The organism is Pseudomonas sp. AC247 (genome assembly GCF_979258015.1).
Genome location: NZ_OZ409829.1, coordinates 5628400 through 5648116, shown reverse-complemented (window position 1 = coordinate 5648116; position 19717 = coordinate 5628400). Strand labels below are relative to the sequence as shown.

The following is a 19717-nucleotide window of genomic DNA, read 5'->3' as shown; positions in this document are numbered from 1 at the left end:
CTAAGCTTCACCATCAAACGCTTTCCTTCCTGCCCCCGGAAATCTGCTGTGGCGGTACGTTTCGCGATCCCCCGGACTCTGCGCTGGCTAGGCTGCGCACTGCTGCTGGCCGGCGTCATGCTGGGCGGTCTGCATGCCGATTGGGATTTTTCCGCGATCAGCCGCAAGGCTACGGCGCTGTACGGCCCGCTGGGTGCCGGGCAGCAGCGCATCGATGCCTGGCAGAATCTGCTGGCGACGCAGAAGCAAGTCAGCGAAATGGACAAGCTGAAAGTGGTGAACCTGTTTTTCAACAAACAGATGCGCTACGTCGAAGACATCGACCTGTGGCACGAAGTCGACTATTGGGAAACCCCGATCGAGGCGCTGTGGAAAGGCGCTGGCGACTGCGAAGACTATGCGATCGCCAAGTATTTCAGCCTGCGCCACCTCGGGGTTTCCAGTGACAAGCTGCGCATCACTTACGTCAAGGCGTTGCGCCAGAACCGCGCGCACATGGTGCTGACTTACTATGCAACACCGGATGCCATGCCGCTGGTGCTCGACAGCTTGATCGACCCGATCCAGCCGGCGTCGCAGCGAACCGATTTGCTGCCGGTCTACTCTTTCAATGCTGAGGGCCTGTATCTGCCTGGGGCCAAGGGCAACAAGAAGGTCGGTGACACTAAACGTCTGTCACGCTGGCAGGATGTGTTGAAGAAAATGCAGGCCGAAGGTTTTCCGGTCGAAACGATTAACTAGGAGCACGCGCTCAGATGTCTTTGTTCAAACAGCTGTTGATCGCTATCTGTCTGTTCCTGGTGGTCGCCTTCACCGGCAGCTTCATGGTCAGCCTGGAGAGCTCGCGCACTCAATACGTCAACCAGTTGCGCTCCCACGCGCAGGACGCCGCGACAGCGCTGGCGTTGTCGCTGACACCGAATATCGACGACCCGGCGATGGTTGAATTGCTGGTCAGTTCGATTTTCGACAGCGGTTATTACGCGAGCATTCGCGTGGTTGATCTGAAGACCGACCAAACCATCGTCGAGCGCAACGGCATCCCCGCCGTCAGCAATGTGCCGGACTGGTTCGTCAAACTGATTGGCCTGGAACCGGCTGGCGGCGATGCGCTGGTCAACCGTGGCTGGGAACAGGCGGCGCGGGTCGAGGTGGTCAGTCACCCGATGTTTGCCGTGGCCAAGTTGTGGCAGAGCGCGTTGGGCAGCCTTGGCTGGCTGCTGATCTGCGGTGCGGTGAGTGCGCTGCTCGGCGCGCTGCTGTTGCGCCGGCAATTGAAGCCGCTGGATTACATGGTCAAGCAATCCCACGCCATCGCCCGTCGCGAATTTCTCAGCTTGCCCGAATTGCCGCGCACGCCGGAATTGCGTCGCGTCGTGCAGGCGATGAACCAGATGGTCGAGAAGCTCAAGGCGCTGTTTCAGGAACAGGCTGAACGCAGTGAAAAACTGCGTGCCGAGTCTTATCAGGACAACCTCACCGGGCTGGCCAACCGGCGTTATTTCGAGATGCAACTGAACAATCGGGTGAGCAATCCGGAGCAGGCCAGTTCCGGTTATCTGCTGCTGTTGCGGGTCAAGGATCTGGCCGGGCTCAACCAGCGTCTGGGCGGGCAGCGCACCGATGAATTGTTGAAGGCCGTCGGTGAGCAACTGTCGCGCGAGTGCGCCAAATACCCGGAAACTCAGAACCTCGTCACGCGTATTCGCGGTGGTGAATTCGCCGTGCTGGCGCCTGGGCTGGTGCGTGAAGAAGCGCTGCAACTGGCGCAGAACCTCGACAGTGCGCTGAGCAGCTTGCACGCCACAGGGGCGACGGACGTGGCGGCGGTGGCCTCGATCGGTCTGGCACCGTTTGCTCACGGTGATTCGCCGCAGTCGGTGCTCAGTCTCGGTGATCAGGCGCTGGCGCAGGCTGAAGGGCAGGGTGAACAGAACTGGGCCTGCATCGATCAGAGCCTGACCGCAGACGTTGGCGACGATCACCACGCCTGGCATCGCTTGCTCGATCAGGCCTTGAGTCAGCAACGTTTCGAGCTGTATTTCCAACCGGTGGTCGCCGCGCAGGACACGCAACTGGTGCTGCATTACAAAGTGCTTTCGCGCTTGCTCGACGAACAGGGCCAGACCATACCGGCCGGACGTTTCCTGCCGTGGCTGGAGCGCTTCGGCTGGACCGCGCGGCTCGATCGACTGATGCTTGAACGGGTGCTGGAACAAATGAAAGGCCATGAAGATTCGCTGGCGCTGAACCTGTCTTCGGCGACCCTGGCCGATCCGCAGGCGCTGAACAAAGTCTTCGAAATCCTCCGGGCGCATTCCAACCTCGGCGCGCGGCTGACCCTTGAGATTGGCGAAGAGCAATTGCCCGAGCAAGCGGTGCTGGAGCAGTTGACCCGGCGCCTGCGCGAACTCGGCTTCTCCCTCAGTCTGCAACGTTTTGGTGGCCGTTTCAGCATGATCGGCAACCTCGCGCGGCTGGGTCTGGCGTACTTGAAGATCGATGGCAGCTACATCCGGGCGATCGATCAGGAGAGTGACAAGCGCCTGTTTATCGAAGCGATTCAGCGCGCGGCGCACAGCATTGATCTGCCGCTGATTGCCGAGCGGGTCGAGACGGAAGGGGAGTTGTCGGTGATTCGCGAGATGGGCTTGTATGGGGTTCAGGGGCAGTTGTTGGGTGAACCCAAGCCTTGGCAGTAATCTTCAGATTTTAAAGGCGAAAAGATCGTAGCCTTCGGCAGCTCCTACATGGAATGCATTCACCTGTAGGAGCTGCCGAAGGCTGCGATCTTTGCTTTTAGATCAACCCGGTTTCGTCATCATCGATCAACTGACTCAACCCACCCAACGCTTCACGCGCCTGGGTCCGGTCCATCAGTTTGGCCTGGGCCGCCGGCGGCAGGTCGGTGACGCGGATCACGCCTTTCTGGGTCAGCACCTGAATCAGGTCGTCGAGTACCCGAATCATTTCAAAGTCGCTCTGCTTGAGCTGTTTGAGGCTGGTTTCCACGACCTCGTTGGCGAACCAGGCCTGGATTTCATGGCTGTCGGCCGGCAGCGTTTCCGTGGCTTCGGCGTAGGCCGCGGCTTCCACGCGAATCAACAGACCTTGCGCATCGCGTTGCACGTAAAACATTGAGCATCCCTCAGAAATGAACCAGCGTCATGCTGTCAGCAGCATAGCCAACTGCGCGCAAGTATGCGGTGCGCCGATGCAATCGTCACCGTTGCGGTGACTGCAAACGTGACGGCCGCCCGAGAAGGGCGGCCGTTGTGTTCACGCATCAGCTGTTGTTGTGGTCGACCTTGATGGTCGGGTCGCTCCCGGCAATCAGGTTATGAATGTTGGCGCTCGACCAGTTGTTGCCTTCCAGTTTGATCGTCACGTCCGGGGTTGCCGCCGCAGCGTCGCCGGAGTTGAACTTGCCCGCCGAGCTGACTTGCAGCGACGACGTGCCGTCGACCGTGGTGATCTTCAGGAAGTTATCGATGGTGCTACCGGTCTCGCCCTGCAGCAAATCGCGCAGGTCGATGCGGTCACCTTCGCTGGCCTTGAAGTCCTTGATCACGTCGTTGCCGGTGTCGCCTGCCTTCCAGACGAAGGTGTCGGCGCCGGAACCACCAATGAGGATGTCGTTGCCCTGACCGCCGATCAGCGTGTCGTTGCCGGTGCCGCCGAGCAGGATGTCATTGCCTTTGCCGCCATCGAGCCAGTCGTTGCCGCCCGAGCCGAAGAGGATGTCATTGCCCGCACCACCCAGCAGCGTGTCATTGCCGTCGTGCGCGCCGGACACATCGAACGCCTGATAGTGCTCGGTGATGTATTGGTGCACGTTGCTGGTAGTGACTTTGCTGACGTCGACGCCGGTTTCCTTGGCCACGAACGCCTGCATGGCCTGATAACCCTCGCCGGCGATGCCGTTGAAGCTCACCAGATCGCCGAACAGGATGTCGTTACCGTCGCCACCGCTGACGGTGTCATTGCCCGGCAGCGTCGCTTCGGTGTGGCCGATGATCGAGTTGGCCAGATCCTTCGGATCGATGTTGGTCTGTGGCGTTTTATCCGAATCGTACGGCTTCAGATCGTTGAGGCTGACGCCGTTGTTGAGGCCGATGGCCTCGACGTTCGACAGACCGCTGAGCAAGGCAAAACTGCTGGTGGAGTTGTCAGTGGTGGTCGTGCTGGTGCTGCTGCCGCTGCCCGCCAGACTCGACAACTCGTAAGTGCCGTCGCCCTGCGCGTGGACGGTACCCAGATTGGTAGTGCTCCAGCCGTAGCGGTTGGTGTAGGTCTGCAACTGGGCGAAACCGCTGGCGTTGATGCTCAGGTAATGCGTGTTGTCGATGTAGGTGCTGAAGGTGTCGCCCAGCTTGTAGTTGCTGGTCGTCACCACGCTATCGAACTTCACGCTGCCGTACAGCGTCGGGTTGGTCTGCTCGCCGCTCTGGTAGTAGGTCGGCTGGCCATCGGTGATGAAGTACGTGAGGTTCTTCGCCCCGGTGTTGGCCACAGCTTCTGTGCTCTGGAACCAGTTGGCCGTGGTCTTGAACACGTCCTCGTAGTTGGTGCCGCCGCCGGAACTCATCGAATCCAGAACTGCTTTGAGCAGGGTCAGCGCATTCGGGTCGTTGAGGTTCACCGACACCGACTTGTTGACCTGGGTATCGAAGTCCACCAGGAAGATATTCACCGTGCCCGAGTTGCTGCCGCCCAGGCTCTGCTTGAGGGTGTTGAACACCGCGGTCAGCGAGTCCTTCGCCGCGTTGATCGACGAACTGCTCATACTGCCGGAACTGTCGACCATGAACGCGATGTTGTAGTTGGTGCCTGGCACCACGGTCAGACCACCGATGTCGGCGACGATGATGTCGTTGCCATCGGTACCGGTGACGGTGTCATCGGCCGAGGTGGCGACAATGGCGTTGTAGACCGCCGGCACCACGGTGACCGGAATGGTCGCCGTGCTGCTCGCCGAGCCGCCAACCTGTTCGGTGGAGGTCGAGGTCACGGTCAGGTTGAACTGGCCGTTGTAGTACGGCGGTGGCGTCACGGTCAGGCTGCCGAGGTTCCAGCCGGTGACGTTGGCGTCGCCGCTGCTGGCGGTGACGGTGAAGGTGTGCCCTGCGCCATCGCTGAGTACCGAGCCGACCGGTGCACCGCTGATCTTCACGCTCAGGGTTTCCGAACCGTCGGTATCGGTCAGCGCGGTGCTGACGGCCGACAGTTTCACGGTGGTGCCTTCGGCGCCAGTGTTGAGCTTGTAGCCGTCGTAATAACCTTCACCGTTGGTGCCGTGCAGATCGGAAACGGTCACGCCCGAGTTCACCAGATCCTGCACGCCGGTGTAGATCGGCACGCCGGCGCTGCTCAGGTCGATCGGCGTGCTGCCGTTGACCGACAGGTTGACGTCGTAGCTGCCCGGGCCGCTCTGGTTGTGGTGGTAGATGTCCAGGGTGTAATAGCCGCTGGTGGTCGGGGTGAACGAACCGTTGAGGTTGCCGCCCGCGCCCCACGTGGTCGATGCCACGCTCTTGCCGCCAATGGTCACCAGCAGGCTGTCATCGCCGATGCCGCTGAAGGTGTAGGTCTTGCCGGCTTCCAGATAAATCAGCCCCGAGGTTTTCGACGCGGTACCGGCGGTCACGCTGCCGTCGGACTGCACGTTGTTGACGTTGGTGCTGGTGTTCGGAGTGCCGGCACCGTCGATGACGTTTTTCAACGTGGTCGAATCCGCGCCGTTGCCGTTGGTGCCAAGGCCTGACAGACCAGTCCAGACTTCCTTGATCAGCCCGGTGGACTTCACGCTGTTGTCGGCCACGCTCACGGTCGGCGCATCCGCCACTGGCGTGATGTCGATCTTCACGGTGCCGGTGTTGCCCAGCAGTTGGCCGTCGGTTGGCTGGAACTTGATCTGCGCGTAGTCAGCCTGGTTGTTACCCAGACCTGTGCCACCGTAACCGTTGACGCCCGACTCGTTGGCATCCGGCATGAAGCGCAGCTTGCCAGCGTCGATGTCCGCTTTGCTGAAAGTCTGGTTGTTGGCGACGTCTTTCCAGGTCGAGCCATCCAGGTACTGCAGTTTGCCTTCACCCGGCAGCTGGGTGATTTTGATCCCGAGGCTGCTGGCCGGGCTGTCGACGTCAGTCACACCGAAGGTCGACCAGCCGAGGATCAGCGGCGTGTCTTCCGTGCCGGTGACGTTGACTGGTGCTGCAACCGGCGCATCGTTGACTGCCACGACGTTGACCGTAGTGGTCGCCACGTTGGAGTAGTTGCCACCATCGGTCACGGTCACCGTGATGATGCGTGGCACGGTGCTCGGGTCTTCACTGCTGTTGGTGAAGCTGATGTTCTTGATCGCCTGCATGTAGTCGGCCAGCGTCGCGTTGCCCGACAAGGTCAGGGTCACGGTGCCGTTGGTGCTGTTGGCATTGATGGTGATGCCGTTGACGCTGTTGCCGAGGTTCAGCGCATCGCCGTCCTGACGGTTGGTCAGTACCACGGTGGCGCCGGTCAGCATGGTGCTGTCCGGGTCGGTGATCTTGATATCGGTGTCGGCAATCGACACGCCCGCGCCCGGGGTGTTTTCGGTGAACGTCACCTTGTAGTCGGCACCGGTGGCGCCGCTGGAATTGTTGGCGTCCAGGTCGATGACTGGCGGCGCATCGTTGTCGATGATCGAGGTGCTGACGCTGCCATTGGTGCTGCTGACCGCGAGGTTCTCGAAGTTGCCACCGGTGGCCGAATCAATCTTGACCACGAAGTTCTCGGTGCCTTCGGTGATCTTGTCATCGATGGTGGCGACGTTGAACTGCGCGCTGCTCGCACCTGCCGGGATCTTCACGGTGTACACGCCGGTGAAGTCCGAACCGTCGGCGGCGGTACCGCTGTAGACGATTTTCAGGGTCACTTCGGTTTGCGCCGGGTGGTTCAGGCTGACGGTGTAGCTGGCAGTCTGGCCTTCGGTCACCGAGGTGCTGCCGGTGATGCTGACGGTGGTGGTGTCGATGGTGTCGGTGACGTTGGTCACGGCTGGCGCGGTGTTGGTCACCAGGTTTTCGAAGTTGCCGCCCGTTGCATTGCTGATCGTGGCTTGAACGGTGCCGGCGTCTTTGTAGACGTCGTCAGCCGGGGCCGCAACAGTCACGGTGCCAGTGGTTTTGCCGGCGTCGATGGTAATGACGGCGCCGTTGCTCAGGGTCACGGTGACTGGCGAGCCAGCGGCGTTGGTCAGGGTCGCGGTGTAGGTGATCTGGCCACCTTCGGCCACGGTGCCGGTCGCGGACAGCGTCAGGTTGGTGGTGTCGACGGTGTCGGTCACGGTAGTGCTGACCGGGGTTTTGTCGGCGACGAGGTTTTCGTAGTTACCGCCGCTGACATTGGTGATCGCGTTGGTCAGTGGTGCGTGGCCAGTCAGCGCATCGTTCGGTGCGATGGTGGTCACGGTGCCAGTGGTTTTGCCGATGTCGATGGTGATGGTCTGACCGTTCGACAGGGTCACGACAACCGGCGCGCCGGTCACCGGCGCACCGACAGTCGCTGTGTAGACGACGTTGCCGCCTTCAGCCGCAGAGCCTGTCGCGGTCAGTTTCACCGTCGTGGTATCGATGGTGTCGGTGACGTTGGTTACGGCTGGCGCAGTGCTGGTCACCAGGCTTTCGAAGTTGCCGCCAGTGGCGGTCTTGATTGTTGCCTGAACGTTGCCGGCATCTTTGTAAACGTCGTCGGCTGGCGCTGCAACGGTCACGGTGCCGGTGGTCTTGCCCGCATCGATGGTGATAACGGCGCCGTTGCTCAGGGTCACGGTGACTGGCGAGCCAGCGGCGTTGGTCAGGGTTGCGGTGTAGGTGATCTGACCGCCTTCGGCCACGGTGCCGGTCGCGGACAGCGTCAGGTTGGTGGTGTCGATGGTGTCGGTCACGGTGGTGCTGACCGGGGTTTTGTCGGCGACGAGGTTCTCGTAGTTACCGCCCGTTACGTTGGTGATCGCGTTGGTCAGTGGTGCGTGACCGGTCAACGCGTCGTTAGGCGCTGTGGTGGTCGCGGTGCCGGTGGTTTGGCCAACGCCAATGGTGATGGTCTGACCGTTCGACAGCGTTACCACGACCGGCGAGCCCGTCACAGGTGCGCCGACCGTCGCGGTGTAGACGACATTGCCGCCCTCTGCCGCTGTAGCCGTTGCCGTCAACTTCACGGTGGTGGTGTCGATGGTGTCGGTGACGCTGGTGATGGCCGGCGTCGTGCTTGGCACCAGGTTTTCGAAGTTGCCACCGGTGGCGGTGCTGATCGTTGCCTGCACAGGGCCGGCATCTTTGTAGACATCGTCGGCTGGCGCTGCAACGGTCACGGTGCCGGTGGTTTTGCCGGCCTCGATGGTGATCACGGCGCCGTTCGACAAGGTCACGGTAACTGGCGAGCCAGCGGCATTGGTCAGCGTTGCGGTGTAGACGATCGAGCCGCCTTCAGCGACCGAGCCCGTCGCGCTCAGCGACAAGTTTGTGGTGTCGACCGTGTCGGTCACAGTGGTGCTGACCGGCGTCTTGTCGGCCACGAGGTTTTCGTAGTTGCCGCCGCTAACGTTGGTGATGGCATTGGTCAACGGAGCGTGGCCAGTCAACGCGTCGTTCGGCGCGGTGGTGGTCGCGGTGCCGGTGGTCTGGCCAACTCCGATGGTGATGGTCTGACCGTTCGACAGGGTCACGACAACCGGCGAGCCGGTCACCGGCGCACCGACAGTCGCTGTGTAGACGACGTTGCCGCCTTCAGCCGCAGAGCCTGTCGCGGTCAGTTTCACCGTCGTGGTATCGATGGTGTCGGTGACGCTGGTTACGGCTGGCGCAGTGCTGGTCACCAGGCTTTCGAAGTTGCCGCCAGTGGCGGTCTTGATTGTTGCCTGAACGTTGCCGGCATCTTTGTAAACGTCGTCGGCTGGCGCTGCAACGGTCACGGTGCCGGTGGTCTTGCCCGCATCGATGGTGATAACGGCGCCGTTGCTCAGGGTCACGGTGACTGGCGAGCCAGCGGCGTTGGTCAGGGTCGCGGTGTAAGTGATCTGGCCACCTTCAGCCACGGTGCCGGTCGCCGACAGCGACAGGTTGGTGGTGTCGATGGTGTCGGTGACAGTGGTGCTGACAGGCGTCTTGTCGGCCACGAGGTTTTCGTAGTTGCCGCCGCTGACGTTGGTGATGGCGTTGGTCAGCGGTGCGTGGCCAGTCAATGCGTCGTTAGGCGCAGTGGTGGTCGCGGTGCCTGTGGTCTGGCCAACTCCGATGGTGATGGTCTGACCGTTCGACAGGGTCACGACAACCGGCGAGCCGGTCACTGGAGCGCCGACAGTTGCGGTGTAGACGACGTTACCGCCCTCTGCCGCAGTGGTCGTTGCCGTCAACTTCACGGTGGTGGTATCGATGGTATCGGTGACGCTGGTGATAGCCGGAGTCGTGCTCGGCACCAGGTTTTCGAAGTTGCCACCGGTGGCGGTGCTGATTGTCGCCTGCACGGTGCCGGCGTCTTTGTAGACGTCGTCGGCTGGCGCTGGAACGGTGACGGTGCCAGTGGTTTTACCGGCGTCGATGGTGATCACGGCGCCGTTCGACAGGGTCACGGTCACTGGCGAACCAGCGGCGTTGGTCAGCGTTGCGGTGTAGACGATCGAGCCGCCTTCAGCGACCGAGCCCGTCGCGCTCAGCGACAAGTTAGTGGTGTCGACCGTGTCGGTCACAGTGGTGCTGACCGGCGTCTTGTCGGCCACGAGGTTTTCGTAGTTGCCGCCGCTGACGTTGGTGATGGCGTTGGTCAGTGGTGCGTGGCCAGTCAACGCGTCGTTCGGCGCGGTGGTGGTCGCGGTGCCGGTGGTCTGGCCAACTCCGATGGTGATGGTCTGACCGTTCGACAGGGTCACGACAACCGGCGAGCCGGTCACTGGAGCGCCGACAGTTGCGGTGTAGACGACGTTACCGCCCTCTGCCGCAGTGGTCGTTGCCGTCAACTTCACGGTGGTGGTATCGATGGTATCGGTGACGCTGGTGATAGCCGGAACAGTGCTCGGCACCAGGTTCTCGAAGTTGCCGCCACTAGCAGTCGAAATCGTCGCTTCGACTTTGCCGGCGTCTTTGTAAACGTCATCGGCCGGCGCTGCGACGGTTACGGTGCCAGTGGTTTTGCCCGCTTCGATGGTGATGACGGCGCCGTTGCTCAACGTTACGGTCACTGGCGAACCAGCGGCGTTGGTCAGCGTTGCGGTGTAAACAATCGAACCGCCTTCGGCCACAGAACCGGTCGCGGACAGCGACAGGTTGGTGGTGTCGACGGTGTCGGTCACAGTGGTGCTGACCGGGGTTTTGTCAGCCACGAGATTTTCGTAGTTGCCGCCGGTAACACCGGTAATCGCGTTGGTGATCGGCGCATGACCAGTCAATGCGTCGTTAGGCGCGGTGGTGGTCGCGGTGCCGGTGGTCTGGCCAACTCCGATGGTGATGGTCTGACCGTTGGCCAGCGTCACGGTGACTGGGGAGCCGGTGACCGGAGCGCCAACAGTGGCGGTGTAGGTGACGGTGCCACCTTCAGCAGCCGATTCGGTGGCGGTCAGTTTGACGGTGGTGGTATCGATGGTGTCGGTCACATTAGTGACGGCCGGAACAGTGCTCGGCACCAGGTTCTCGAAGTTGCCGCCAGTAGCAGTCGAAATAGTTGCTTCGACTTTGCCGGCGTCTTTGTAAACGTCGTCGGCCGGCGCTGCGACGGTTACGGTGCCGGTGGTTTTACCGGCCTCGATGGTGATCACGGCGCCGTTGCTCAACGTTACGGTGACTGGCGAGCCAGCGGCGTTAGTCAGCGTCGCGGTGTAAACAATCGAACCGCCCTCGGCCACAGAACCGGTCGCGGTCAGCGACAGATTGGTGGTGTCGACGGTGTCGGTCACGTTGGTCGAAACAGGGGTCTTGTCCGCTACCAGGTTCTCGTAATTGCCGCCGCTGACGCCGGTGATCGCATTGCTGATCGGCGCATGGCCGGTCAACGCGTCGTTCGGTGCAGTGGTGGTCACGGTGCCGGTGGTTTTGCCGACTTCGATGGTGATGTTCTGGCCGTTGGCCAAGGTCACGGTCACCGGAGCACCGGTCACTGGCGCGCCCACTGTCGCGGTGTAAGTAACAGTGCCGCCCTCAGCCGCCGACTCGGTCGCGGTGAGTTTGACGGTGGTGGTGTCGATGGTGTCGGTGACGTTGGTCACGGCTGGAACGGTGCTCGGCACCAGGTTCTCGAAATTGCCACCGGTGGCGGTCGCAATGGTCGCTTCGACTTTGCCGGCGTCCTTGTAGACGTCATCGGCTGGCGCCGCAACGGTCACAGTACCGGTGGTCTTGCCGGCCTCGATGGTAATCACCGCGCCGTTCGAAAGGGTCACGGTCACCGGCGTGCCGGCCGGGTTGGTCAGGGTTGCGGTGTAAACGATCGAACCGCCTTCAGCTACCGAATCGGTTGCGGTCAGGTTCAGGTTGGTGGTGTCAGTGGTGTCGGAAACCGCGGTGTCCGCGGACTTGCCGTCGACCACGAGTTTTTCGTAGTTGCCGCCGGTGGCGCCATCGATGGTCACGCTCAGCGAGCTGCCGCCGGCCAATGGGCTGTTCGGTGCCACAAAGTTTACCGAACCGCTGGTTTCACCGACGGCGATGGTGATGGTCTGGCCATTGGACAGGGTCACGACCACCGGCGTGCCAGTCACTGGCGCGGTCACGGTGGCGGTGTACACCACGGTTTCGCCTTCGGCGACGTTGGCGGTGGCAGTCAGCGACACGGTGGAGGTGTCGATGGTGTCGTTGACGGTAGTGACGGCCGGGACAGTGCTGGTGACGAGGTTTTCGAAGTCGCCACCGGTCGCGCCCTTGATGGTCGCTTCAACAGTGCCGGCGTCCTTGTAGACGTCGTCTTTCGGAGCGTCGACAGTCACGGTGCCGGTGGTTTTACCGGCCTCGATGGTGATCACCGAGCCGTTGCTCAGGGTCACGGTGACTGGCGAACCAGCAGCGTTGGTCAGGGTCGCGGTGTAGGTGATCTGACCGCCTTCGTTCACCGCGCCGGTCGCCGTCAGCGACAGATTGGTGGTGTCGACGGTGTCAGTCACGGTGGTGCTGACCGAGGTTTTGTCGGCCACGAGATTTTCGTAGTTACCGCCGGAAACGTTGGTGATCGAGTTGGTCAGCGGCGCATGCCCGGTCAACGCATCGTTCGGTGCCGTGGTGGTCACGGTGCCGGTGGTTTTACCCACTTCAATGGTGATGTTCTGACCGTTGGCAAGGGTCACCACAACCGGCGAACCGGTGACTGGCGCGCCGACAGTCGCGGTGTAAGTGACGGTGCCACCTTCAGCAGCAGACTCGGTCGCGGTCAGTTTGACCGTCGAGGTGTCGATGGTATCAGTGACGTCAGTAATGGCTGGCGTGGTGCTCGGCACCAGGTTCTCGAAGTTGCCGCCAGTCGCATCCTTGATGGTTACTTCGACTTTTCCGGCGTCTTTGTAGACGTCATCGGCTGGCGCAGCAACGGTCACGGTGCCCGTGGTTTTGCCCGCTTCGATGGTGATGGTCGAACCGTTCGACAGAGTCACTGTCACCGGCGTGCCGGCCGGGTTGGTCAGCGTCGCGGTGTAAACAATCGAACCGCCTTCGGCCACGGTGCCGGTCGCGCTCAGCGTTAGATCGGTGGTGTCGACGGTGTCGGTGACGGTGGTCGAAACCGGGGTTTTGTCGGCAACCAGATTCTCGTAATTGCCGCCGCTCACGTCGGTGATCGCGTTGCTCAGCGGTGTGTGGCCGTTCAGCGCATCGTTCGGTGCGGTCGTCGTAACGGTGCCGGTGGTTTTGCCGACTTCGATGGTGATGTTCTGGCCGTTGGCCAGGGTGACCACGACTGGCGAACCGGTTACCGGAGCGCCAACAGTGGCGGTGTAGGTGACGGTGCCACCTTCAGCAGCCGACTCGGTAGCGCTCAGCTTCACGGTGGTGGTGTCGATGGTATCGGTGACATCGGTCACGGCTGGAACGGTGCTTGGCACCAGGTTCTCGAAGTTGCCGCCAGTAGCGTCCTTGATGGTCACTTCGACTTTGCCGGCGTCCTTGTAGACGTCATCGGCGGGCGCAGCAACGGTCACGGTGCCGGTGGTTTTACCCGCTTCAATGGTGATCACCGAGCCATTCGAAAGCGTCACGGTCACCGGAGTACCGGCCGGGTTGGTCAGGGTCGCGGTGTAGGTGATCGAACCGCCCTCGGCGACCGAGTTGGTGGCGCTGAGGGACAGGTTGGTGGTGTCGACGGTGTCGGTGACACTGGTCGAAACCGGTGTCTTGTCGGCCACGAGGTTCTCGTAGTTGCCGCCGCTGACGCCGGTGATCGAGGTGTTCAGCGACGCCTGACCGTTCAGCGCATCGTTCGGCGCGGTGACGGTCACGGTGCCGGTGGTTTTACCCACTTCGATGGTGATGCTCTGACCGTTGGCCAACGTCACCACGACAGGCGAACCGGTCACGGGGGCACCGACGGTCGCCGTGTAAGTGACGGTGCCGCCTTCTGCCACGGTGGTGTCGGCCGTCAGTTTGACGGTTGTGGTGTCGATGGTGTCGGTGACGTCAGTGACCGCAGGCGTGGTGCTCGGAACGAGGTTCTCGAAGTTGCCGCCGGTGGCGTCCTTGATGGTGACTTCGACCTTGCCGGCGTCTTTGTAGACGTCATCGGCTGGCGCAGCAACGGTCACGGTGCCAGTGGTCTTGCCTGCTTCGATGGTGATCACCGAACCGTTGGAAAGGGTCACGGTGACTGGCGTGCCTGCCGGGTTGGTCAGGGTCGCGGTGTAGACGATCGAACCGCCTTCAGCCACAGACCCGGTTGCGCTCAACGTCAGGTTGGTGGTGTCGACGGTGTCGGTGACCGACGTCACGGCCGGGGTTTTATCTGCGACGAGGTTTTCGTAGTTGCCGCCGCTGGCGCCGTCGATTTTCACGCTCAGCGTGTTGCCGCCAGCCAGTGCATCGTTCGGTGCGGTGAAGTTGACGCTGCCGCTGCTGGCGCCGACCGGGATGGTGATAGTCTGGCCGTTGGAGAGGGTCACCACAACCGGCGCGCCGGTAACTGGCGCGGTCACGGAAGCGGTGTAAACCACTACGCCGCCTTCAGTAGTGCTGGCGGTGGCAGTCAGGGAAACGGTGCTGTTATCGATGGTGTCGGTCACGTCGGTGACGGCCGGGGTCTTGTCGACCACCAGGTTTTCGAAGTTGCCGCCCGTGGTCTTGGTGATGCTCGCATCGACCTTGCCGGCGTCCTTGTAGACGTCATCGGCCGGTGCTGCGACGGTCGCGGTGCCGGTGGTCGCGCCCTTGGCGATGTTGATTACTGCGCCATTGCTCAGGGTCACGCTCATGGCCGTGCCGGCCGGGTTGGTCAGCGTTGCGGTGTAGACGATCGAGCCGCCCTCGGCGACCGACCCGGTGGCGCTCAGGCTGATATTGGTGGTGTCGACCGTGTCGGTAACGGTGGTGACCACGGCCGAGCGGTTGGCATCGACCAGCTCGAAATTGCCGCCGCTGTGGCTGGCAATCGCGGTCTGTACCTTGCCGCCGTCGATGTACGGAGTATTGGCAGGCGCGGCGAAATTCACCGAACCGCTGGTGGCGCCGGCAGCGATGTTGATCACCGCGCCGTTGGCCAGGGTCACGGTCATGGCGGTGCCGGCCGGATTGCTCAGGGTCGCGGTGTAGGTGATCTGGCCACCTTCGCTGACGGTGTCGCTGGCGCTGAGGGTCAGCGTGGTTTTGTCGACGGTGTCATTGACGGTGGTGCTGACCGGGGTCTTGCTGACGTCGAGTTTCTCGAAGTTGCCGCCAGTGGCATCGGTCATGGTCACGGTGAGCTTGCTGACGTCTTTGTACACGTCATCGCTCGGCGCGGCGATGGTCACCGAACCGCTGGTTTTGCCAGCCTCGATGGTGATGGTCTGACCGTTGCTCAGGTTGACGGTCACCGGCGTTTGCGCTGCGTTGGTCAGGGTCGCGGTGTAAGTGATCGAGGTGCCTTCGAGCACATAGCTTTCAGCGCTGAGGGTCAGGTGCGTGGTGTTGATCGTGTCGGCGACGTTGGTCACTGCTGGCGTCGGATTGGCCACCAGGTTTTCGAAATTGCCGCCGGTGGTTTCCTTGATGGTCACTTCGACTTTGCCGGCGTCTTTGTAGACGTCATCGGCAGGCGCAGGAACGGTCACGGTGCCGGTGGTCTTGCCGGCGTCGATGGTGATGGTCGAACCGTTGCTCAGGGTCACGGTCACCGGGGTGCCGGCCGGGTTGGTCAGCGTCGCGGTGTAGACGATCTGCCCGCCTTCGTTGACGTTGCCGGTGGCGGTCAGCGAAACGGTGGTGGTGTCGACGGTATCGGTCACGGTGGTGCTGACCGGGGTTTTGTCGGCGACCAGATTTTCGTAGTTGCCGCCGCTGACGTTGGTGATCGCGTTGGTCAGCGGTGCATGGCCGGCCAGCACATCGTTCGGTGCGGTGGTGGTCACGGTGCCGGTGGTTTTGCCGACTTCGATGGTGATGCTCTGACCGTTGGCCAGGGTCACGACGACAGGCGAACCGGTCACTGGCGCACCAACAGTCGCGGTGTAGGTGACGGTGCCGCCTTCAGCAGCGGTTTCGGTGGCGGTCAGTTTCACCGTCGAGGTGTCGATGGTGTCAGTGACGTCGGTCACCGCTGGAACGGTGCTTGGTACCAGGTTCTCGAAGTTGCCGCCGGTGGCGTCCTTGATAGTGACTTCGACTTTGCCGGCGTCTTTGTAAACGTCATCGGCCGGTGCTGCGACGGTCACGGTGCCGGTGGTTTTACCGGCTTCGATGGTGATCACCGAGCCATTGCTCAAGGTCACGGTCACCGGGGTGCCGGCCGGGTTGGTCAGGGTCGCGGTGTAAACGATCGAACCGCCTTCTGCCACGGTGCCGGTGGCGCTGAGCGTCAGGTTGGTGGTGTCGACGGTGTCGGTGACGGTGGTGCTGACCGGGGTTTTATCGGCAACGAGGTCTTCATAGTTGCCACCGCTGACGCCGGTGATCGCGTTGGTCAACGGTGCATGGCCATTCAGCGCATCGTTGGGTGCGGTGGTGGTCACGGTGCCGGTGGTTTTACCCACTTCGATGGTGATGTTCTGGCCGTTGGCCAGAGTCACGACCACAGGTGAACCGGTGACTGGCGCACCCACGGTAGCGGTGTAGGTGACGGTGCCGCCTTCAGCCGCAGTCTCGGTTGCAGTCAGCTTAACGGTCGAAGTGTCGATGGTGTCGGTGACGTCGGTCACCGCTGGCGTGGTGCTTGGCACCAGGTTCTCGAAGTTGCCGCCGGTGGCGTCCTTGATAGTCACTTCGACTTTGCCGGCGTCTTTGTAGACGTCATCGGCAGGTGCAGCGACAGTCACGGTGCCTGTGGTTTTACCGGCCTCGATGGTGATCACCGAGCCATTGCTCAGGGTCACGGTGACCGGGGTGCCGGCCGGGTTGCTCAAGGTCGCGGTGTAAACGATCGAACCGCCTTCAGCCACAGTGCCGGTGGCGCTGAGGGTCAGGTTGGTGGTGTCGACGGTGTCGGTGACCGTGGTCGAAACCGGAGTTTTGTCTGCAACGAGGTCTTCGTAGTTGCCACCGCTGACGTTGGTGATCGAGTTGGTCAGCGGTGCATGACCATTCAGCGCATCGTTCGGTGCGGTGGTGGTCACGGTGCCGGTGGTTTTGCCGACTTCGATGGTGATGTTCTGGCCGTTGGCCAGGGTGACCACGACTGGCGAACCGGTGACCGGCGCGCCGACAGTGGCGGTGTAGGTGACGGTGCCACCTTCAGCAGCCGACTCGGTGGCGGTCAGTTTGACGGTGGTGGTGTCGACGGTATCGGTGACGTCGGTCACTGCCGGAACGGTGCTCGGCACCAGGTTCTCGAAATTGCCGCCCGTTGCATCCTTGATGCTGACTTCAACTTTACCGGCGTCTTTATAGACGTCATCGGCTGGCGCTGCGACGGTCACGGTGCCGGTGGTTTTACCCGCTTCGATGGTGATGACAGAACCATTCGAGAGTGTCACGGTGACAGGCGAACCTGCTGCGTTGGTCAGAGTCGCGGTGTAAGTGATCTGGCCGCCTTCAGCCACAGAACCGGTGGCGCTCAGCGACAGGTTGGTGGTGTCAGCAACATCGGTAACAGTGGTTGAAACCGGCGTCTTGTCGGCCACCAGATCTTCGTAATTACCACCCGTAACACCGGTGATCGAGTTGGTCAGCGGCGCATTGCCGGTCAACGCGTCATTTGGCGCGGTGGTGGTCACGGTGCCTGTGGTTTTGCCGACTTCGATGGTGATGCTCTGGCCGTTGGCCAGAGTCACGGTGACCGGCGAACCGGTGACTGGCGCGCCAACGGTGGCGGTGTAGGTGACCGTGCCGCCTTCAGCGACGGAGGTATCGGCAGTCAATTTAACGGTCGAGGTGTCGATGGTATCGGTGACTTCGGTCACGGCTGGAACGGTGCTCGGCACCAGATTCTCGAAGTTGCCGCCCGTTGCATCCTTAATGATCACTTCGACTTTGCCGGCGTCTTTATAAACGTCATCGGCCGGTGCAGGGACGGTCACAGTGCCGGTGGTCTTGCCCGCATCGATGGTGATCACCGAGCCGTTGCTCAGAGTCACGGTTACCGGTGTGCCGGCAGGATTGGTCAGGGTTGCCGTGTAAACGATCGAACCACCTTCGGCCACAGTTCCGGTCGCTGTCAGCGACAGGTTGGTATCGTCGATCGAGTCGGTAATGGTCGTGGTCGCTGGCGTGGTGTTCGGCACCAGGTTTTCGAAGTTGCCGCCGCTGGTACCGGTAATCGTGGTGCTGACGGTGCTGCCATTGTTGTAGACGTCATTGGCCGCAGTCGGCACGTTGACGCTGCCGGTGGTTTTGCCGGCCTCAATGGTGATGGTCGAACCGTTCGACAGGGTGATCGTCACCGGCGTTTGCGCCGGGTTGGTCAGGGTCGCGGTGTAAGTGATCTGGCCACCTTCGACGACAGTACCGGTAGCGGTCAGGCTCACACTGGTGGTGTCGATCGAATCGGTAACGGTGGTAGTCGCTGGCGTCGTGTTCGGCACCAGGTTCTCGAAGTTGCCGCCGGTTGCACCGGTAATCGTGGTGCTGACGGTGCCGCTATTGTTGTAGACGTCGTTCGCTGCGGTCGGCACGTTGACGCTGCCGCTGGTCTGACCCGCGCCGATGGTGATGATCGAACCGTTCGACAGGGTGACGGTCACCGGTGTCTGTGCCGGGTTGGTCAGCGTTGCGGTGTAAGTGATCTGGCCACCCTCGACCACTGTGCCGGTGGCGGTCAGGGTCAGGTTGGTGGTGTCGATCGAGTCGGTGATGGTGGTCACCGCTGGCGTCGGGTTCGGCACCAGGTTCTCGAAGTTGCCGCCAGTGGCACCGGTGATGGTGGTGGTGACGGTACTGCCGTTGTTATAGACGTCGTTGGCCGGCGTCGGCACGTTGACAGTGCCGGTGGTCTGGCCTGCGCCGATGGTGATGGTCGAGCCGTTCGACAGGGTGACGGTCACCGGCGTCTGCGCCGGATTGGTCAGGGTCGCGGTGTAAGTGATCTGCCCGCCTTCGGTGACACTCGGCCCCGCCGTCAGGGTGACGGTGGTGGTGTCGATGGTGTCGGTGACCTGCGTCGTCGCCGGAGTGGTCGGCGGGGTCACGGTGATGCCGTTGCCGCCCGTGGTGCCGGTGACGGTCACGTCGATTTGGGTCGGGTCGTTATAAACCGTGTCGTTCGGCGCCAGCGGCACGTTGACGGTGCCGGTGGTGGAACCGGCCGGAATCACGATCACCGCGCCGTTGGACAGGGTGATGGTCAGGTCGGTCAGCGGTGCCTGGGTCAGGGTCGCGGTATACACCAGCACGCCGCCGGCTTCGGTGATGGTCGGCGTGGCGCTGAGGCTCAGGGTCGACTCACGCAGGGCGTTGGTGGTGGTATCGGTGGTCTGCCCGCCGGTGATGTTTTGCGCGGCCTGACCTGCAGAGTTAATGCCTGCGGTCGGGAAGCCAATGGTCGGGTCGACGCGGCCAGCGGTGGCGTCGAGCATCACGAAGCTGTGGCCACCCCCGGCGGCACCGCCAGTGCCTGCGGCGCTCGGGCCGGCAGCGGTGGCTTCAAGGGCGGTGGTCGGGTCGACACCGGCGGCGATGGCTTGCTGCAGTTCTGCTACCGACGGCGCAGCCTGCGCGGTGGCTTCAGCCAAGTCGGTGCTGGAGTCGGGCGCGCTGGCGCTCCACTGGGTTTCGCGGCCCAGGTCGAGTGTGCGGCCATCCGCCAGCTCAAGCGACACGGCGCCGGAGAGGCCGGTGTCGATCTGGTCGCCGACATACAGGCGATCGCCTTCAACGAGTACGCGACGTACGCCCTCTGGAGACACCACGAATACCTGACCAACAATGCTTTTGACGATGGCAACAACACTGCTCATTGAAGACTCTCCGGGGTGTCACGTTCAGTTGACTTCCATGGACCTGATGGCATGGGCGCCGATTCAGTCTGGACGTACTTTAAAAATTTGCGAAACAAGTTTGACGCGTCTATTCGTCAATAATTTGGCTAGATTCTTTCGCTATTAACTTTATGCCAAACTATTGACCTTATGGGTGCCATCCTAAACAAT

General features: G+C 62.0%; 4 protein-coding genes. 2 read left to right on the top strand and 2 right to left on the bottom strand.

All coding sequences use genetic code 11. From position 1 onward, the window contains the following. The first annotated feature begins 48 nt into the window (after positions 1–48). Both lapG and lapD read left to right on the top strand, forming a co-directional pair. Entirely contained in the window at positions 49–741 is a 693-nt protein-coding gene (lapG, locus tag ACZZ0B_RS25540; RefSeq protein WP_008087033.1) for a cysteine protease LapG, read from the top strand. Positions 742–755: 14 nt separating this feature from the next. Then, positions 756–2702 carry a cyclic di-GMP receptor LapD gene (gene lapD / locus ACZZ0B_RS25535; protein WP_463546511.1) on the top strand — a complete coding sequence of 649 codons (1947 nt, stop codon included), beginning with the start codon at positions 756–758 and terminating at the stop codon, positions 2700–2702. A 97-nt stretch (positions 2703–2799) separates the two neighbouring features. On the opposite strand, the gene ACZZ0B_RS25530 is transcribed toward lapD, so the two are convergent. Together ACZZ0B_RS25530 and ACZZ0B_RS25525 are read right to left on the bottom strand one after the other, a co-directional pair. Then, entirely contained in the window at positions 2800–3138 is a 339-nt protein-coding gene (locus ACZZ0B_RS25530; protein WP_158834481.1) for a tryptophan synthase subunit beta, read from the bottom strand. A gap of 148 nt (positions 3139–3286) precedes the next feature. Next, positions 3287–19525, bottom strand: coding sequence for a LapA family giant adhesin (locus ACZZ0B_RS25525; RefSeq protein WP_463546510.1), 16239 nt, complete (start codon positions 19523–19525; stop codon positions 3287–3289). Between the last annotated feature and the right edge of the window lie 192 nt (positions 19526–19717).

What these genes read in the sequence shown, in the direction of transcription:
- ACZZ0B_RS25525 (WP_463546510.1), bottom strand. Translation starts at nt 19,525, where the DNA reads ATGAGCAGTGTTGTTGCCATCGTCAAAAGCATTGTTGGTCAGGTATTC.
- ACZZ0B_RS25530 (WP_158834481.1), bottom strand. Translation starts at nt 3,138, where the DNA reads ATGTTTTACGTGCAACGCGATGCGCAAGGTCTGTTGATTCGCGTGGAA.
- lapD (WP_463546511.1), top strand. Translation starts at nt 756, where the DNA reads ATGTCTTTGTTCAAACAGCTGTTGATCGCTATCTGTCTGTTCCTGGTG.